Annotated in this window: 11 protein-coding genes and 1 pseudogene; 9 read left to right on the plus strand and 3 right to left on the minus strand. The window is 62.6% G+C overall.

Features of this window, described 5'->3' with window-relative positions:
• Positions 1–2 precede the first annotated feature (2 nt).
• Both sufB and ANI01nite_RS09835 read right to left on the minus strand, forming a co-directional pair.
• Positions 3–1,463: a Fe-S cluster assembly protein SufB gene (gene sufB, locus ANI01nite_RS09830; RefSeq protein ID WP_141357730.1), complete on the minus strand. Its 1,461-nt coding sequence runs from the start codon at positions 1,461–1,463 to the stop codon at positions 3–5.
• Positions 1,460–2,245, minus strand: a complete 786-nt coding sequence (locus ANI01nite_RS09835) for a helix-turn-helix transcriptional regulator (RefSeq protein ID WP_141357732.1) — start codon at positions 2,243–2,245, stop codon at positions 1,460–1,462. Before ANI01nite_RS09835 ends, sufB begins: the two co-directional genes overlap by 4 nt.
• Before the next feature lie 190 nt (positions 2,246–2,435).
• Between ANI01nite_RS09835 and ANI01nite_RS09840 the strand changes: the two are divergent.
• The 3 genes and pseudogenes from ANI01nite_RS09840 to ANI01nite_RS09850 all read left to right on the plus strand — a co-directional run bounded on the left by ANI01nite_RS09840 (position 2,436) and on the right by ANI01nite_RS09850 (position 5,119).
• Positions 2,436–3,389, plus strand: a pseudogene (locus ANI01nite_RS09840) (ABC transporter ATP-binding protein).
• Positions 3,386–4,150, plus strand: coding sequence for an ABC transporter permease (locus tag ANI01nite_RS09845; protein ID WP_141357734.1), 765 nt, complete (start codon positions 3,386–3,388; stop codon positions 4,148–4,150). Before ANI01nite_RS09840 ends, ANI01nite_RS09845 begins: the two are co-directional and overlap by 4 nt.
• A 93-nt stretch (positions 4,151–4,243) precedes the next feature.
• The gene (locus ANI01nite_RS09850; protein WP_255314483.1) at positions 4,244–5,119 is read left to right on the plus strand and encodes a COX15/CtaA family protein; all 876 of its coding nucleotides are present in this window, start codon (positions 4,244–4,246) and stop codon (positions 5,117–5,119) included.
• Positions 5,120–5,930: 811 nt separating this feature from the next.
• Here the strand turns inward: ANI01nite_RS09850 and ANI01nite_RS09855 are convergent.
• Positions 5,931–6,878 (minus strand): heme o synthase, encoded by a 948-nt coding sequence (locus ANI01nite_RS09855; RefSeq protein ID WP_052253674.1) that lies wholly within the window; start codon positions 6,876–6,878, stop codon positions 5,931–5,933.
• A gap of 802 nt (positions 6,879–7,680) precedes the next feature.
• On the opposite strand from ANI01nite_RS09855, the gene tkt reads away from it, so the two are divergent.
• Genes tkt through pgl form a run of 6 tightly spaced genes read left to right on the plus strand, consistent with a single transcriptional unit; the run spans position 7,681 to position 15,688 of the window.
• Positions 7,681–9,795, plus strand: a complete 2,115-nt coding sequence (gene tkt, locus ANI01nite_RS09860; protein ID WP_141357736.1) for a transketolase — start codon at positions 7,681–7,683, stop codon at positions 9,793–9,795.
• 18 nt (positions 9,796–9,813) lie between these two features.
• Positions 9,814–10,917: a transaldolase gene (tal, locus tag ANI01nite_RS09865; RefSeq protein ID WP_038990782.1), complete on the plus strand. Its 1,104-nt coding sequence runs from the start codon at positions 9,814–9,816 to the stop codon at positions 10,915–10,917.
• The gene (locus ANI01nite_RS09870) at positions 10,918–12,492 is read left to right on the plus strand and encodes a phosphoglucose isomerase-related protein (protein WP_073706103.1); all 1,575 of its coding nucleotides are present in this window, start codon (positions 10,918–10,920) and stop codon (positions 12,490–12,492) included.
• Between the two features lie 7 nt (positions 12,493–12,499).
• Positions 12,500–14,020, plus strand: coding sequence for a glucose-6-phosphate dehydrogenase (zwf, locus tag ANI01nite_RS09875; RefSeq protein WP_141357738.1), 1,521 nt, complete (start codon positions 12,500–12,502; stop codon positions 14,018–14,020).
• Positions 14,017–14,958, plus strand: a complete 942-nt coding sequence (locus ANI01nite_RS09880) for a glucose-6-phosphate dehydrogenase assembly protein OpcA (RefSeq protein WP_073706102.1) — start codon at positions 14,017–14,019, stop codon at positions 14,956–14,958. Before zwf ends, ANI01nite_RS09880 begins: the two co-directional genes overlap by 4 nt.
• Positions 14,948–15,688, plus strand: a complete 741-nt coding sequence (gene pgl, locus ANI01nite_RS09885) for a 6-phosphogluconolactonase (protein ID WP_141357740.1) — start codon at positions 14,948–14,950, stop codon at positions 15,686–15,688. The genes ANI01nite_RS09880 and pgl overlap by 11 nt, the downstream gene beginning before the upstream one ends.
• Positions 15,689–15,726: the final 38 nt, after the last annotated feature.

Below are 15,726 nucleotides of genomic sequence, written 5' to 3' on the forward strand. Positions count from 1 at the left end.
TCTTAGCCGACCGATCCTTCCATCTGAAGTTCAATAAGGCGGTTCAGTTCCAGCGCGTACTCCATCGGCAGCTCGCGTGCAATTGGCTCGACGAAGCCGCGCACGATCATTGCCATGGCCTCGTCCTCGGCCAGGCCGCGGGACTGCAGGTAGAACAGCTGTTCCTCGGACACGCGGGAAACCGTTGCCTCGTGGCCCATGGTCACGTCATCCTCGCGGACGTCGATGTATGGATAGGTATCCGAACGCGAGATCTGGTCAACCAGCAATGCGTCGCAGACCACCGAGTTCTTGGTGCCCTTGGCGCCTTCCTGGACCTGTACCAGGCCGCGGTAGGCCGAACGGCCGCCATTGCGGGCTACCGACTTGGCAACAATTGCCGAGGAGGTGTTCGGTGCAATGTGGACCATCTTGGATCCGGTGTCCTGGTGCTGGCCTTCGCCGGCGAAGGCGATGGACAGGGTCTCGCCCTTGGCGTGCTCGCCCACCAGGTAGACAGCCGGGTACTTCATGGTGACCTTTGAGCCGATGTTGCCATCGAACCATTCCATGGTGGCGCCTTCTTCACAGATAGCACGCTTGGTCACCAGGTTGTACACGTTGTTGGACCAGTTCTGGATCGTCGTGTAGCGGACGCGGGCGTTCTTCTTCACGATGATTTCCACAACAGCCGAGTGCAGCGAGTCCGACTGGTAGATCGGCGCGGTGCAACCCTCGATGTAGTGCACGTATGAGCCCTCATCGGCGATGATCAGGGTACGTTCGAACTGGCCCATGTTTTCCGTGTTGATACGGAAGTAAGCCTGCAGCGGGATTTCCACGTGGACGCCCTTCGGGACGTACACGAACGAGCCGCCGGACCATACGGCGGTGTTCAGCGAAGCGAACTTGTTGTCGCCTGCTGGAATGACCGAGCCGAAGTACTCCTGGAAGATCTCCGGGTGTTCCTTCAGACCGGTATCGGTGTCAAGGAAGATGACGCCCTGTGCTTCAAGGTCCTCACGCAGCTGGTGGTAGACGACCTCGGACTCGTACTGGGCGGCAACACCGGAAACCAGGCGTTGTTTTTCAGCCTCGGGGATGCCCAGTTTGTCGTAGGTGTTCTTGATGTCTTCTGGAAGATCTTCCCACGAGGTTGCCTGCTTCTCGGTGGAACGCACGAAGTACTTGATGTTGTCGAAATCAATACCCGAGAGGTCTGGACCCCAGGTAGGCATTGGCTTGCGATCGAAGTACTTCAGCGCCTTCTGGCGACGCTCCAGCATCCATTCTGGCTCGGACTTCAGGGCAGAAATATTCGCCACTACGTCCTTGTCAACGCCACGGCGCGCATTTGCACCCGCGTCGTTCTTATCTGACCAGCCGTACTCGTAATTGCCGATTCCGTGGAGTTCGGGGTTCTTCTCCAGAATCTCGGAAATTACACCCGGGTCGGCAGACTCCTGTGCAATCTGATCCGTCATCGCGGCCTCTCCTGCTTCGTGAACTGAATTCGAGTTCTCTTCTCGGCGCGCATTGGCGCCTTTTCACGCCCCACAGGGATGTGGGTCGTGCACACGTGTCCTCCGCCGGCCAGTGTCGACAGTCGTCGAACGTCGACGCCCAGCAAGCGGGCGAACATTTCAGTTTCCATGTCGCAAAACACCGGAAACTCTCGTGCCAAGTCTTGTATCGGGCAGTGCCCCTGGCATAGCTGCACGCTATGCATCAGAGCAGATGCCACTTTGGTATCCACTTTTCGGGTGTATCCGACGAATCCATCGGCACTGAGCAGGTTGCCCAGCACTTCGGCTCGTGCTTCCAAACCTTCAACGCCGACCAGTGCTTTGGCGTACCGCTCCTCCATGGATGCGAATCGATTACGCGCAAACTTGCGAATCGCGTCCTCGCCAGCCGCATCCCCGAGCATCTTCAATGCATCGGAAGCGATCTCCAAGTAGTCGTTGCCCAGCTTCGTCTGACCGCGGTGCGAAAGCACGTAGCGGCGAGACGGGCGTCCAGCACCGGTCTTCTGGTTGGCTACCAGTTTTACCTCGACGAGTCCCGATTTCGAGAGCGCGTCCAGGTGGCGGCGGACCGCAGCAGGCGTGAAGCCCAGCTTGTTTCCAAGCTCGGCGGCACTGACCGGTCCGTCCTCTAATACTGCGTATAGGACGCGGTCACGCGTGCGCTCCTCGGTATCCCCAACTGCGCCAAGCGTCGCGGCAGCGGAGCCACTAGCTGATTCTGAATTTGATGAATACACAACACAATCATGCGTAAATTTTTACTCTAGGTCTAGTAAGGAAGGACTTACTAAGGGCAAGCTAGCCCGACTAGGGCGTTGCCTGCCTCAAACCTCTTGCACTTCCATTGTCTCGCCCCCTTAAGCGGAACTCGAGGCTTGGTGACCAACCACTCAACTCAGCCAGTTCGACATGTCGTAGAATGTTCTAGTGTCTTCTGTATCCCCCAGCCTCGTCATCAACGAGCTGGCCAAAGATTTAGGTCCAGTCCCCGCCTTGGACAATCGCATGCTGCGAGTCCTGGAGTCGGTGTCCCTAAAAGCTTTTCCCGGTCAGGTCACCACGCTTTTAGGAGCTAACGGAGCCGGCAAGTCCACGACTCTGGCCTGTGCCCAGGGGCTGCTTCAGCCCGAAGGCGGCACAGTCGAACTCCTGGGCCAGAATCCCTTCGGCGACAACCCCGAATTGCGCTCCCGCGTCGGAGTCATGCTCCAGGATGGCGGTTTGCCTCCGTCAATGCGCCCGATTCCGCTCTTGCGGCATGTCGCATCCCTCTATCAGAAGCCCATTGACATTGATGCGTGAATCACACGCCTTGATCTCGAGTCATTCGGCACCCGCACGATCCGGCGTCTATCCGGCGGCCAAAAACAGCGCGTCGCATTGGCAGTCGCGTTGGCCGGAGATCCGGAAGTGCTTTTCCTCGATGAGCCAAGCGCCGGATTGGACCCGCAGTCGCGCCAGGTGGTTTTCGACCTCATTGCCGAACTTCGCGATGCTGGCAAGGCCATCATCTTGACGACCCATCTCATGGACGACGCACAGCGTCTCAGCGACTATGTCTACATCATCGACAAGGGCTGCACCGTGGCGCAGGGCACCGTTGCCGAGCTGACTGCCCGCGCTGCCGAAGACCAGGACACCCGCCCGGTCTCTTTCTCGGCCCCAGCTGGCCTGCGGCTGCCTGAACCGCCGGCAGGATTGCGTCTGGAAGAAACCGCCTCCGGCCAGTACCGCCTCGACGGGGTCAACTCCCCCGAACACTTGAACTGGCTCACGCAGTGGTGGCTGAAGGAAAGCATCTTGCCAATCGAGCTTAATCTCCAGTCTCGAAGCCTCGAAGACGTTTTCCTCGAAATCGCGATCAAGGAGGAAAAAGCATGAGCCAAGCACTCACGCGCTCCAATGCTGCCTCGCCACTGCGCAGAATCCTGAACCAAGGCAGATACGAATCCATCCAGATGCTCAGCAATGGCGAGCAACTCATTCTCGCTGTTGTCATGCCGCTCATTGCGCTGTTCGTGCTTACCCTCACCGATCTCGTCAATAACGTGGCCGACCGAAGCATTGATGCAGCTGTACCCGGCGTGCTCGCCCTGTGCGTCATTTCAACGGCTTTCACCGGACAGGGAATCGGGACAGGTTTTGACCGCCGCTACGGCGTGCTGACCATGTTCTCAACGACCCCATTGGGGAAAACCGGACTGATTTTCGGCAAAGTCATTGCAGTGCTGTCCGTCTTGTTGATCCAGGTCGTCTTGATCTGCTCAGTCGCGCTGCTGTTCCTGGATTGGCATCCGAACCCCTGGGGAATCCTCCCGGGTATCCTCTTCTTGCTCTTGGGTGCAGCGGCGTTTACCGCGCTGGGCCTGCTCATTGCTGGCACCGTTCGCCCTGAAGCGACGTTGGCCATCACCAACCTTGCCTGGATCCTGCTGGCCGGCGCCGGCGGTGTCCTGTATCCCTTGAGCATGGCCCCAGATTGGGCACAGCCGACGCTGAATGCACTGCCTTCGGCAGCGCTGGGCGATGCCATGCGCGATGCCCTCATCCATGGCCAGTTCAGCATCGCTGGACTGATTTTCTTGATCCTCTGGGCAGCAGCCGGCTCCTTTGCAGCCATCAAGCTGTTCAAATGGAGCTAACCACCACTCAATTCCAAGAGGGAGATTTCCTTGACTTCAGTCCAAGCCAAACAGAGCTGGGCCGATAAGTTGCCCACGAAGGTAAACCGCCTCGTGCATGGTCTGGCGATCGCATCCTTGATCTCGCAGATTGGCATTATCGTCACCGGAGGGGCCGTAAGGCTTACCGAGTCGGGACTCGGTTGCTCACATTGGCCCAACTGCGTCCCCGGCTCGATGACTCCTGTTCCGGAAATGGGTATCCACGGCATCATCGAGTTCGGCAACCGCCTGCTGACCTTCGTCCTGCTGGTTATCGCCGTTGCTTTCCTGGTCTCCATCTGGAAGATGCGCCCGACGCACCGTACCTTGTACAAACTGGCCGTCGGCTTGCTCGCCGGCATCGCACTTCAGGCCCTTGTCGGCGCCATCACCGTATGGACTGGTCTGAATGCCTGGGTTGTGTCGGTGCATTTCCTGATTTCCGGGGCTCTGGTCATCATGGCCACGTTCCAGGTCAACCGTACGGCCAAGGAACTGAAAAGCCGGGAGATTCCGCGGAGCACCAAGTCCATCGGCCAGATTTCATTTGCCGCATGGATCTTCTCGCTGCTCGCTGTCGCGTTCGGAACTGTCGTAACAGGCACCGGACCGCACGCTGGTGATGCCGATGCTCCTCGTCACCTGTTCGATCCACTATTCGTGACCCGGCTGCACACGGCTCCGGTGTACTTGCTGGTCGCCGCCACCGTTGTTGTTCTCATCCTGGCCTACAAGCAGGGCGGAAACAGCCAGCTTCGCAACGCCATTTGGTGGCTCGTGGCCGCTATCGCGATTCAGGCAGCGATCGGATACATCCAGCACTTCAATGGCCTGCCGGTTGCCCTGGTTCTCTCTCACATGCTCGGCGCCAGCTTGTTGCTCTCAGCTTCTGCAAACGTCTGGGACCGGGCCGCTATCCTTCCGGGATACAGGGTCATCGCTTCATAGCATTCTGCGTAAGCGTTTCGGGGGTTGCCCTGCACTCAAAGTGCACGGCAACCCCCGAATCGCTTTAACTATCTTCTTGTTGTTCCGAGGTCTACGACCCCAGCAATCCAGTGAGTCCTATAGGTAGGCAGCTCCGCTCAGCAAACGACCCGCGCCCAAGATCTCCGCCATCGAAAGCAAGCTGGTGCCCCTGGCAATTCGAATCAGCTTGCAACTGCATTCTCGCTTCATCAAACCGGCAACGGCACGCCATCCTCGACTTGCCGCTCCCGTCCTTCTTTTTCACAGCGCTCTGCTGCCAAAGCCTCGCCGTCTTCGATAACCTATACCGCTACCATGACGTTGCCACATTTCTCGCCTGATAGCTTGATGGACTTCAGAGAAATCACGTGCCTCTGGCGGTGAGTTCATCGAGCGACGGGTATCCAGCAATCCGCTGTTGATCATCGCCGCAAACACAGAATACGAGCTCCCGCAACGGAGTTACCCTCCAGGAGATCAAAGGTTGCAGCAAGTTCCGTGCCGCATTCATCACTGTCCGTTTTGGAACCGAGCGCGTAGAGGTCGGCAGCCCGCCAGTGAATGGCAGGTTATGACTTCTTTGGTGCTGGACAGGCACAACCGGGAGTTGCGTCGACTAAGCCAGAATTATCAAAGGACCCAGTTTCTGCTCCGGTTGAATGAATGGCCCAGATGCATCCAATGCACTAGAGACCGGCGTGCATAAGCTAAAGAAAAGCGCCTTGCTTGGAAACCAAACGAATTTGGGTTCCAAGCAAGGCGCTTGTGAAGCTTCGTTGCGGAGTTGAACTCAGCCGAACAGCGGGCTGCCCACGAACGGATCAATGGCCAATGCCAAGAAGACGATCGACAAGTAGGTGATGGAGATGTGGAAGACCTTCATGGCCTTGCGGTTGATCTCAGCCGGCTTGTGGTCGTTCTGCGCCTCGCGGTAAAGCACGTGGGACTCGTAGACGAACCACAAACCTGCGCCGCCCGCGATTGCGGTATACACGATGCCGGCGCCACCCAGTGGAACCAACAGCATCGAGCAAACGACGGTGGCCCAGGCATAAAGCACGACCTGCACCGAAACGCGGCGGGCATTGGCGATCGCGCCAAGCATTGGCACCGAAGCCGCGTTGTAGTCATCCGCGTACTTCATGGACAGCGGCCAGTAATGCGGCGGTGTCCAGAGGAAGATCACCAGGAACAGGATGATCGCTGGCCACTCAATTGTGTTGGTCACTGCAGCCCAAGCAATCAGTACAGGCATGCAGCCGGCGATGCCACCCCACACAATATTCTGAGCCGTCCGGCGCTTGAGGATCAAAGTGTAGAACACCACGTAGAGCAGAATGGCCGCCAGGCCCAACGCGGTCGTCAGCGGATTCGTGCCAACCCAGAGAATCACCAAGGATGCGATTGCCAGGGCCCAAGAGAAGACCAAGGCTTCCTTCGGGGTCAGGTCACCAGTCACCAAAGGGCGCCCCTTGGTACGCTTCATCAACTTGTCCATATCGCGATCGATATAGCAGTTGAATGCTCCGGATGCGCCTGCGGCCATAGCTCCACCAACGAGGGTGGAAATCATCAGCCAGACGGAAGGAAAGCCCCGCTCGGCAAAGATCATGGTCGGAAGGGTGCTCACTAGCAGCAACTCGATAACGCGAGGCTTCGTCAACGCCACATACGCATTGGCCTTGCGCTTCAGAAAGTCGCCGGCAGTTTCATCAGGCTGACGCGATGCGCGTGGCACTGATGCTGCGGCGACACTTTGAGTCTTCAATTAAACGCACTCAGTTCTTCACGGGTACAAGACAGACACATTCATTCTACGCTGGATAGAAATTGAATGAAACTCCCCACGGAGAGGATCACATTCAAAAAGGGTGATTTGGCTCAATTTAAATAGTTGCAATGCCCAAACCGGCTACGTACCAAGCGCCGCACCCGATGGGTGCTCAGATCGATCTCCGGCGTTCGAATCGGCTATCCGGGCCGGTCCTTCACTCAAAACTGCGATTACCTCCAGTTCAGCAGGCGGGGGCCAAGAGCCCCGCCCGTTCACGCACCGGCCACTTGCACAGGCGGCAGCCTCCGAGGCAGCGGCCACAGGACCTCGGCCTTTAATAGACGTCAGATATTCTTGGCACCCGCAGCACCAGGACAAATTCCACAAGCGGTAAGCAACATGGAAACAAGATTCATTTTTTGTACACCTCCCCAGGGCAACGCGTCAGCAACTCCGGGTATACAGCCATCCGGGACACACCTGCAACGACCTGTGCACCATTGCGCAGAATGACTGAGCGCTTGGCTCAGGCCAAGGCATGAAAGGTCACATCGGGTCGCACCCCTGCGCAAACCGAATAATTATGTGTCATCTTGCTAAATCCAGCGCCCGAAGGCGCCGTTTCGCGATAGAGTTGACTCAGATTGCGCCGTCGCGACCTGCATTCCTCTAACTTAAGCAATATCGGAGGCATGGGGAGGCGACGGCGTATTGCGTGTCAGCGGGAGGCATCTCCCGTCCAAGCCTGAATGGAAGGAACGCCGCTGTGGCGACTGAATCCTTAGTTGAAGAATTCTCACTGACCGAGTTGGACCGTAAGGCCATCGACACCACCCGTGTCCTGGCAGCCGACGCCGTCGAAAAGGTTGGCAATGGCCACCCCGGTACCGCAATGAGCTTGGCTCCTGCCGCCTACTTGATTTTCCAGAAGCACCTGCGCCACAACCCGAAGGATCCGAACTGGATCGGCCGAGACCGTTTCGTGCTTTCCCCAGGCCACACCTCGCTGACCCTGTACCTGCAGCTGTTCCTCTCCGGCTACGGCTTGGAAATGCAAGACATCGAAGCGCTGCGCACCTGGGGCGCGAAGACCCCTGGCCACCCTGAGTACGGCCACACCGCCGGCGTCGAGATCACCACCGGCCCACTGGGCCAGGGCCTGGCCTCCGCCGTTGGCTTCGCCTACGCCCAGCGCCGCATGCGCGGCCTGCTGGATCCAGCCGCCGAAGCCGGAACCAGCCCCTTCGACCATACTGTCTACGTCATCGCTTCCGATGGCGACCTGCAGGAAGGCGTCACCTCCGAAGCTTCCTCGCTGGCCGGCCACCAGGAACTGGGCAACCTTGTGGTGATCTACGATGACAACAAGATCTCCATCGAGAACGACACCGACATCGCCTTCACCGAGGACGTGCTGGGCCGCTACGAGTCCTACGGCTGGCACACCCAGCGCGTTGACTGGACCGCCACCGGCGAATACGTCGAGGACATGGCCGCACTGGACGCCGCCATCCGCGCCGCCAAGGCCGAGACCTCTCGCCCGTCGATCATCTCGCTGCGCACCATCATCGGCTGGCCATCGCCAACCAAGCAGAACACCGGCGGCATCCACGGCTCGAAGCTAGGTGCCGAGGAAGTTGCCGGCCTGAAGAAGGTGCTGGGCTTCGACCCGGAGAAGAACTTCCAGATCGAGGATGACGTGCTGGCCCACGCCCGCGAAGTCGCAACCCGCGGAGCGCAGCTGCACGCCTCGTGGAACGAGACCTTCAACGCCTGGAAATCTGCAAACCCGGAAGAGGCCGCCCTGCTGGAACGCCTGCAGGCTGGCGAGCTGCCAGAAGGCTGGACCGAGAAGCTTCCTACCTTCGAGCCTGGTTCCACCATGGCCACCCGCGCCGCGTCGGGCAAGGTCATCAACGCGATCGCCGACGAGCTGCCAGAACTCTGGGGCGGCTCCGCCGACCTGGCCGGTTCGAACAACACCACCATCGAGACCGCGAAGTCCTTCGCTCCCGAGCGCCGCTCCACCGATTCCTGGTCGGCCAGCCCGTACGGCCGTGTGCTGCACTTCGGCATCCGCGAGCACGCCGCCGCGTCGATCGTCAACGGCATCGTGCTCTCCAGCCCGACCCGCGCGTTCTCCGGCACCTTCCTGATCTTCTCCGACTACCAGCGTCCGGCCATCCGCCTGGCCGCGCTGATGGGCGTCCCGTCGATCTTCGTCTGGACCCACGACTCCATCGGCCTGGGCGAAGACGGCCCGACCCACCAGCCGGTGGAGCAGCTCGCCTCGCTGCGCATCATCCCGAACTTCGACGTTGTCCGCCCGGCGGATGCCAACGAGGTCGCCTACGCCTGGCGCGGAATGCTGGAACTGTCCACCACCCCATCGGGCATCGTGCTCTCGCGCCAGAACCTGCCGATCTACGACCGTTCGGCCACCGGCTTCCGCGGCGCCGAAGGCACGCTGAAGGGCGGCTACATCCTGGCCGAGGCCGTGCGCGACGGCGCCGAGACCACGCCGGATGTCATCCTGCTGGCCACCGGCTCCGAGGTCGAGCTCGCCGTCGAGGCCCGCGAAGCGCTGGCGGCCAAGGACATCGCGGCGCGCGTCGTCTCGCTGCCGTCGCTGGAATGGTTCGCCAAGCAGGATGCCGCCTACCGCGAAGAGGTCCTTCCGGCAGCAATCACCGCCCGCGTTTCGGTGGAGGCCGGCGTGGCCCAGGGCTGGCGCGAACTGGTTGGCGCCCACGGCGAAATCATCTCGCTGGACCACTTCGGCGCGTCCGCCGACTACAAGAAGCTGTACTCGGAATTCGGCATCACCACCGAGGCAGTGATCGCTGCCGCCGAAACCTCCATCAACAACGCTGCCAATTAAGGAACTGAAGTACATATCATGAGCAACCCGAATACTCAGGCCCTGTCCGACGCCGGCGTCTCCATCTGGCTGGACGACCTTTCGCGCGAGCGCCTGACCAGCGGCTCCCTGGCCAAGCTGATCGAAGAGAAGAACGTCGTCGGCGTCACCACCAACCCGGCAATCTTCGCCGCGTCGCTGTCCAAGGCAGAGGTGTACGGCGAGGCGATCGCCGAGCAGAAGCACCGCTCCGTCGAGGACGCGATCACGGAAATCACCAGCGACGACGTGGCAGCGGCCTGCGACCTGTTCAAGGGCATCTACGAGTCCTCCAACGGCTTCGACGGCCGCGTGTCCATCGAGGTGGACCCCCGCCTGGCGCACGAGACCGCACCGACCATCGCCCAGGCGAAGGCCTTGTACGAGCGCGTGAACCGCGAAAACGTGCTGATCAAGATCCCTGCCACCATCGAAGGCCTGGAAGCCATCACCGAAACCATTGCCGCCGGCATTTCGGTGAACGTGACCCTGATCTTCTCGCTGGAACGCTACCGCGAGGTCATCAACGCCTACCTGCTGGGTCTGGAGAAGGCCCATGCCGCCGGCCTGGACCTGTCCAAGATCCACTCGGTCGCGTCCTTCTTCGTCTCCCGCGTGGACACCGAGATCGACAAGCGCCTGGATGCCATCGGCACCGACGCGGCAGCGGCAGTGCGCGGGCAGGCCGGCGTGGCCAACGCCCGCCTGGCCTACCAGGTCTTCGAGGAGTCCTTCGCTTCGGCCCGCTACGAGGTGCTGAGCGCTGCCGGCGCCAACGTGCAGCGCCCGCTGTGGGCTTCGACCGGCGTGAAGGACCCCGCCTACCCGTCGACCCTGTACGTGACCGAACTGGTCGCCCCGCAGACGGTGAACACCATGCCGGAGAAGACCCTGGATGCCACCGCGGCCGAAGCCGAGATCCGCGGCAACGCGATCGCCGGCGGCTACGATGCCGCCAACCGCGTGCTGGACAAGCTCGCCGCCCTGGGCATCGACTACAACGAGGTCGTGAACCTGCTTGAGGTCGAGGGCGTGCAGAAGTTCGACGTCGCCTGGAACGAGCTGCTCCAGGACATGGCCGAGGCCCTGAAGGGAGCCAAATAGATGGAACTTGGCCTGGTAACTTCTGGACAGGCTCTGGCCTCCGTCGATGCGCTGCTGCCGCAGCTGATCGACGCGAAAATCGGCAGCCGCATTGCCGCGCAGGATCCCACCATCTGGGGTCCGGCGGCCGAGGCCGAATCCTCCATCCGCCTGGGCTGGGTCAACCCCTTCGAGGCGGCCGGCAAGCTGATCCCGCAGATCCTGGATCTGCGCGACGAGCTGCAGGAGGAAGGACTGACCCGCATCGTGCTGTGCGGCATGGGCGGATCCTCGCTGGCCCCTGAGGTCATCACCGCGCACGACGAGGTGGACCTGGTCATCTGCGACACCACCGATCCGTCGATGGTCAAGGGCATCGTGGAAACCGATCTGGAGCACACCGTCGTGGTGGTCGCCTCCAAGTCCGGCTCCACGGTGGAGACCGATTCGCAGCGCCGTGCGTTCACCGCAGCCTTCGAGGCGGCCGGCATCGACCCGGCCACCCGCCTGGTGCTGGTGACCGACCCGGGTTCGCCGATGGACAACCCGGAAGGGGTGCGCGCGGTCTTCAACGCCGACCCGAATGTGGGCGGCCGCTACTCGGCGCTGACCGCCTTCGGCCTGGTTCCCTCGGGCCTGGCCGGCGCCGACATCGAAGCGCTGGTGGAAGAATCCGGACTGATCAACGACGTGCTGGCAATGGACGACGAGGACAACCTCGCGCTGCACCTGGGGGCGGCCATGGCCACCGCCGGCCGCGACAAGCTGCTCATCGCCTGCGTGGGCGATGCCCTGCCGGGCTTCGGCGACTGGGCCGAGCAGCTGATCGCCGAATCCACCGGCAAGGACGGCAAGGGCGTGCTGCCGGTTGCCGCGCATGTGGATGCGCCCGAGCTGCAGAACCCTGCGCAGGATGTGCTGCCGCTGTTCATCTACGAGCAGCTGCCGGAGGAAATCGACGAGGACTCCACCGCCGTGCACTTCAGCGCGCCGCTGGGCACCGCGTTCATGATCTTCGAGTACGCCACCGCCGTGGCCGGCTACCTGCTGGGCATCAGCCCGTTCGACCAGCCGGATGTCGAGGCCGCGAAGGTGGCCGCGCGTTCCATGCTCGAAGCGCCGGCGCAGAGCGCACCGGATGCCGTGGACGGCCCGGTCGAGCTCTACGGCACCGAGGCCGCGAACCTGGAAGCAGCCCTGGATGCGCTCACCGCGCAGCTGCCGGACGATGGCTACCTCGCCATCCAGGCCTACCTGGATCGCACCGCCGACCAGCAGCTCGAAGCGCTGCGTGATGCTCTGGCTGAGAAGACCGGCCGTCCGGTCACCTTCGGATGGGGCCCGCGCTTCTTGCACTCCACCGGCCAGTACCACAAGGGCGGCCCGGCACAGGGCGTGTTCCTGCAGGTCACCGCGGATCACCAGGAAGACCTTGAGATCCCTGGCCGCCCGTACACCTTCGGCGGGCTGATCACCGCCCAGGCTATCGGCGACGGCGCGGTGCTGGCTGACGCCGAGCACAACCGTCCGGTGCTGCGCGTGAACCTCACGGACCGCGCGGCGGGAATCGCCGCCCTGCTAGAGGCAGCGAAGTAAGGCACGAATGAGCAATCCACTACGCGACGCCCGCGACCGGCGGCTTAACCGCATTGCCGGTCCGGGCGCGCTGGTGTTCTTCGGAATCACCGGCGACCTTGCCCGCAAGAAGCTCATGCCAGCGGTCTACGACCTGGCCAACCGCGGCCTGCTGCCCCCGAACTTCGCGATCGTCGGCTTCGGCCGCCGCGACTGGACGGCGCAGGACTTCGCCGACCAGGCCCGCGAATGGATCCTGGCCAGCGCCCGCACCCCCTTCAACGAAACAGTCTTCGCCCAGCTGGCGGCCGGCATGCGATTCATCTCCGGCGCCTTCGACGATGACGGCGCGTACGAGCAGCTTGCCGCCACCCTGGACGAGCTGGCCGAATCGCGCTCCACCGGCCGCAACCACGCCTTCTATCTCTCGATCCCGCCAAGCTGGTTCGAGGTGGTGTGCCAGAAGCTCTCCGAGCACAAGCTGGCCAAGGACAAGAACCCGGGCTGGGAGCGCGTGGTCATCGAAAAGCCCTTCGGGCACGACCTGGCCAGCGCCCGCGAGCTCAACCAGATCGTGGAGTCGGTGTTCCCGCCGGATGCGGTGTTCCGCATCGACCACTACCTGGGCAAGGAAACGGTGCAGAACCTGCTGGCGCTGCGCTTCGGCAACCAGATGTTCGAGCCGCTGTGGAACAACAAGTACGTGGACCACGTGCAGATCACCATGGCCGAGGACATCGGCATCGGCGGCCGGGCCAGCTACTACGACGGTGTGGGCGCCGCCCGCGACGTCATCCAGAACCACCTGCTCCAGCTGCTGGCGCTGACTGCCATGGAGGAGCCCATCTCCTTCGACGCCGATCACCTGCGCAGCGAGAAGGAAAAGGTGCTCACCGCGGTGAAGCTGCCCGAGGACCTGGGGGCGGCCAGCGCCCGCGGCCAGTACACCTCCGGCTGGCAGGGCGCCGAAGAGGTCGTCGGCTTCCTCGACGAGGAGGGCTTCAACCCGAAGTCCAAGACCGAGACCTATGCCGCGGTCAAGCTGGAGATCAACACCCGCCGCTGGTCCGGCGTACCGTTCTACCTGCGTGCCGGCAAGCGCCTGGGCCGGCGCGTCACCGAGATCGCGGTGGTGTTCAAGAAGGCCCCGAACTTGCTGTTCACCGACCATGAGGACGACGAGTTCGGCCAGAACGCCTTCGTGATCCGCGTGCAGCCCGATGAGGGCGCGACCATCCGCTTCTCCTCCAAGGTGCCCGGCACCCAAATGGAGATCCGCGACGTGACCATGGACTTCGGCTACGGCAACGCCTTCACCGAGTCCTCCCCCGAAGCCTATGAACGGCTGATCCTCGACGTGCTGCTCGGCGAACCGCCGTTGTTCCCGCGCCATGAGGAAGTCGAGCAGTCCTGGCGCATCCTGGATCCTTTCGAGGAGTACTGGGCCTCGCTGCCCACCCAGCCGGATCCCTACGCTCCGGGCTCCTGGGGACCTGAAAGCAGCGACGAGCTGATGGCCAAGGATGGAAGGACGTGGCGACGACCATGATGATCGATCTTCCCAACACCACCACCTCCAAGGTGGCCAAGAAGCTGATCTCCTCGCGCCGCACCCACGGCGTGGTGGCGCTGTCCCGCGTGCTGACCCTGGTGGTCATCACCCGCGAGGGCTTCGCCGAGAACGCGATCGAGGCGGCCAACCTGGCCAGCCGCGAGCACCCCTGCCGGATCATCGTGGTGGTGCGCGGCAACAAGTCCGAGGCCAACCGCCTGGACGTGCAGATCCGCGTGGGCGGGGACGCCGGCGCCTCCGAAGTGATCGTGATGCGCACCTACGGCCCGGATGTCGTGGCCGACGAGGCGCTGATCTCCGCGCTGCTGCTGCCCGATGCACCGATCGTGGCCTGGTGGCCGCATGGGGTGCCGCAGGATCCGGCCGGCACCGCGCTGGGCAGGCTGGCGCACCGCCGCATCACGGATTCGGCGGAGACCGAGGACCCGACCGCCGCGCTGTTCAGCCGCATTGCCACCTACCGGGCCGGAGACACCGACCTGGCTTGGACCCGGCTGACCCTGTGGCGTGCCCAGCTGGCGAGCATCATCGACTTGATCGGCACCGACGGGCTGACCGCCATCACCGTGAAGGGCTCGGACAATTCGCCGTCCACCACCCTGCTGGCGGCCTGGCTGACCCTGTGCCTGGACGTCCCGGTGACCATCGCCGCGGACAAGTCCAACGGCGGGCTCTCCAGCGTCCGGCTCGCCCGCGAAGACGGCGACGTGGAGCTCTCGCGCCCCTCCGGCGCGGTTGCCCACCTGTACCTGCCCGGCAGCGCGCCGCAGCGCATCTCGCTGCCGCGGCGTTCGGTGGCAGAATGCCTGGCCGAGGAGATGCGCCGCCTGGACGCCGACGACGTCTTCGGCGAGGTCATCACGAAGGGCCTGGCCCTGACCAACCTGAGGAGCATCAGATCCAGTGATCGCTAGGCAGATTCTCATCCACGAGGATGCACAGGCTACCGCCCACGCCATCGCCGCCCGGCTGATCACCACGATCGCCGATGCGCTGGCGGCCCGCGGTGTCGCCCATGTGGTGGTCACCGGCGGTTCGCTGGGCATCGCCGCCTTGGAAGCCGTCGCGGCCAACCCCGCCAAGACCTCGGTCAATTGGTCGCAGGTGCACTTCTGGTGGGGCGACGAGCGTTTCGTCGCCTCCGATTCGGCTGACCGCAATGTGCGCCAAGCTGCCGCCCTGTTCGACGCGCTCGACGACCTGGGGCTGGACCGCGCCACCGTGCACGCGATGGGCGCCAGCGACCAGTACGAGACAGCAGAGCAGGCCGCCGCAGCCTACGCACGGGAGCTGGCCGAGGAAGCCGAAGAAGGCGCGCTGAATCCGGCCTTCGATGTGCTGATGCTCGGCATGGGCCCGGACTCGCATGTCGCCTCGCTCTTCCCCAACCACACCCGGTCGGATGAGCCAGGAGTCATCGCAGTCCACGACTCCCCCAAGCCGCCGGCGGACCGCGTTACGCTCTCCATGGGCACGATCAATACCGCCAAGGAGGTGTGGCTGCTCGTGGCCGGCGCCGAGAAGGCCCCGGCACTGGCCGCCGCGCAGCACGAGGTCAACGAGGTTGCCGTCCCTGCTTCGGCCGTGCACGGCACTGAAGCTACCCGCTGGATCATCGACCGCGCCGCGGCCACCTTGCTCTAGCCAGCACCTCATCGCCGGTGCCGTGATCCTGAACTTTT

The sequence above is a fragment of the Glutamicibacter nicotianae genome, from assembly GCF_006539525.1.
Taxonomy (GTDB): Bacteria; Actinomycetota; Actinomycetes; order Actinomycetales; family Micrococcaceae; genus Glutamicibacter; species Glutamicibacter nicotianae.

Bases quoted from the DNA above. Each gene is read 5' to 3' on its own strand.
- sufB (WP_141357730.1), bottom strand. From the start codon at position 1,463: ATGACGGATCAGATTGCACAGGAGTCTGCCGACCCGGGTGTAATTTCC.
- ANI01nite_RS09845 (WP_141357734.1), top strand. From the start codon at position 3,386: ATGAGCCAAGCACTCACGCGCTCCAATGCTGCCTCGCCACTGCGCAGA.
- tal (WP_038990782.1), top strand. From the start codon at position 9,814: ATGAGCAACCCGAATACTCAGGCCCTGTCCGACGCCGGCGTCTCCATC.
- ANI01nite_RS09870 (WP_073706103.1), top strand. From the start codon at position 10,918: ATGGAACTTGGCCTGGTAACTTCTGGACAGGCTCTGGCCTCCGTCGAT.
- zwf (WP_141357738.1), top strand. From the start codon at position 12,500: ATGAGCAATCCACTACGCGACGCCCGCGACCGGCGGCTTAACCGCATT.
- ANI01nite_RS09880 (WP_073706102.1), top strand. From the start codon at position 14,017: ATGATGATCGATCTTCCCAACACCACCACCTCCAAGGTGGCCAAGAAG.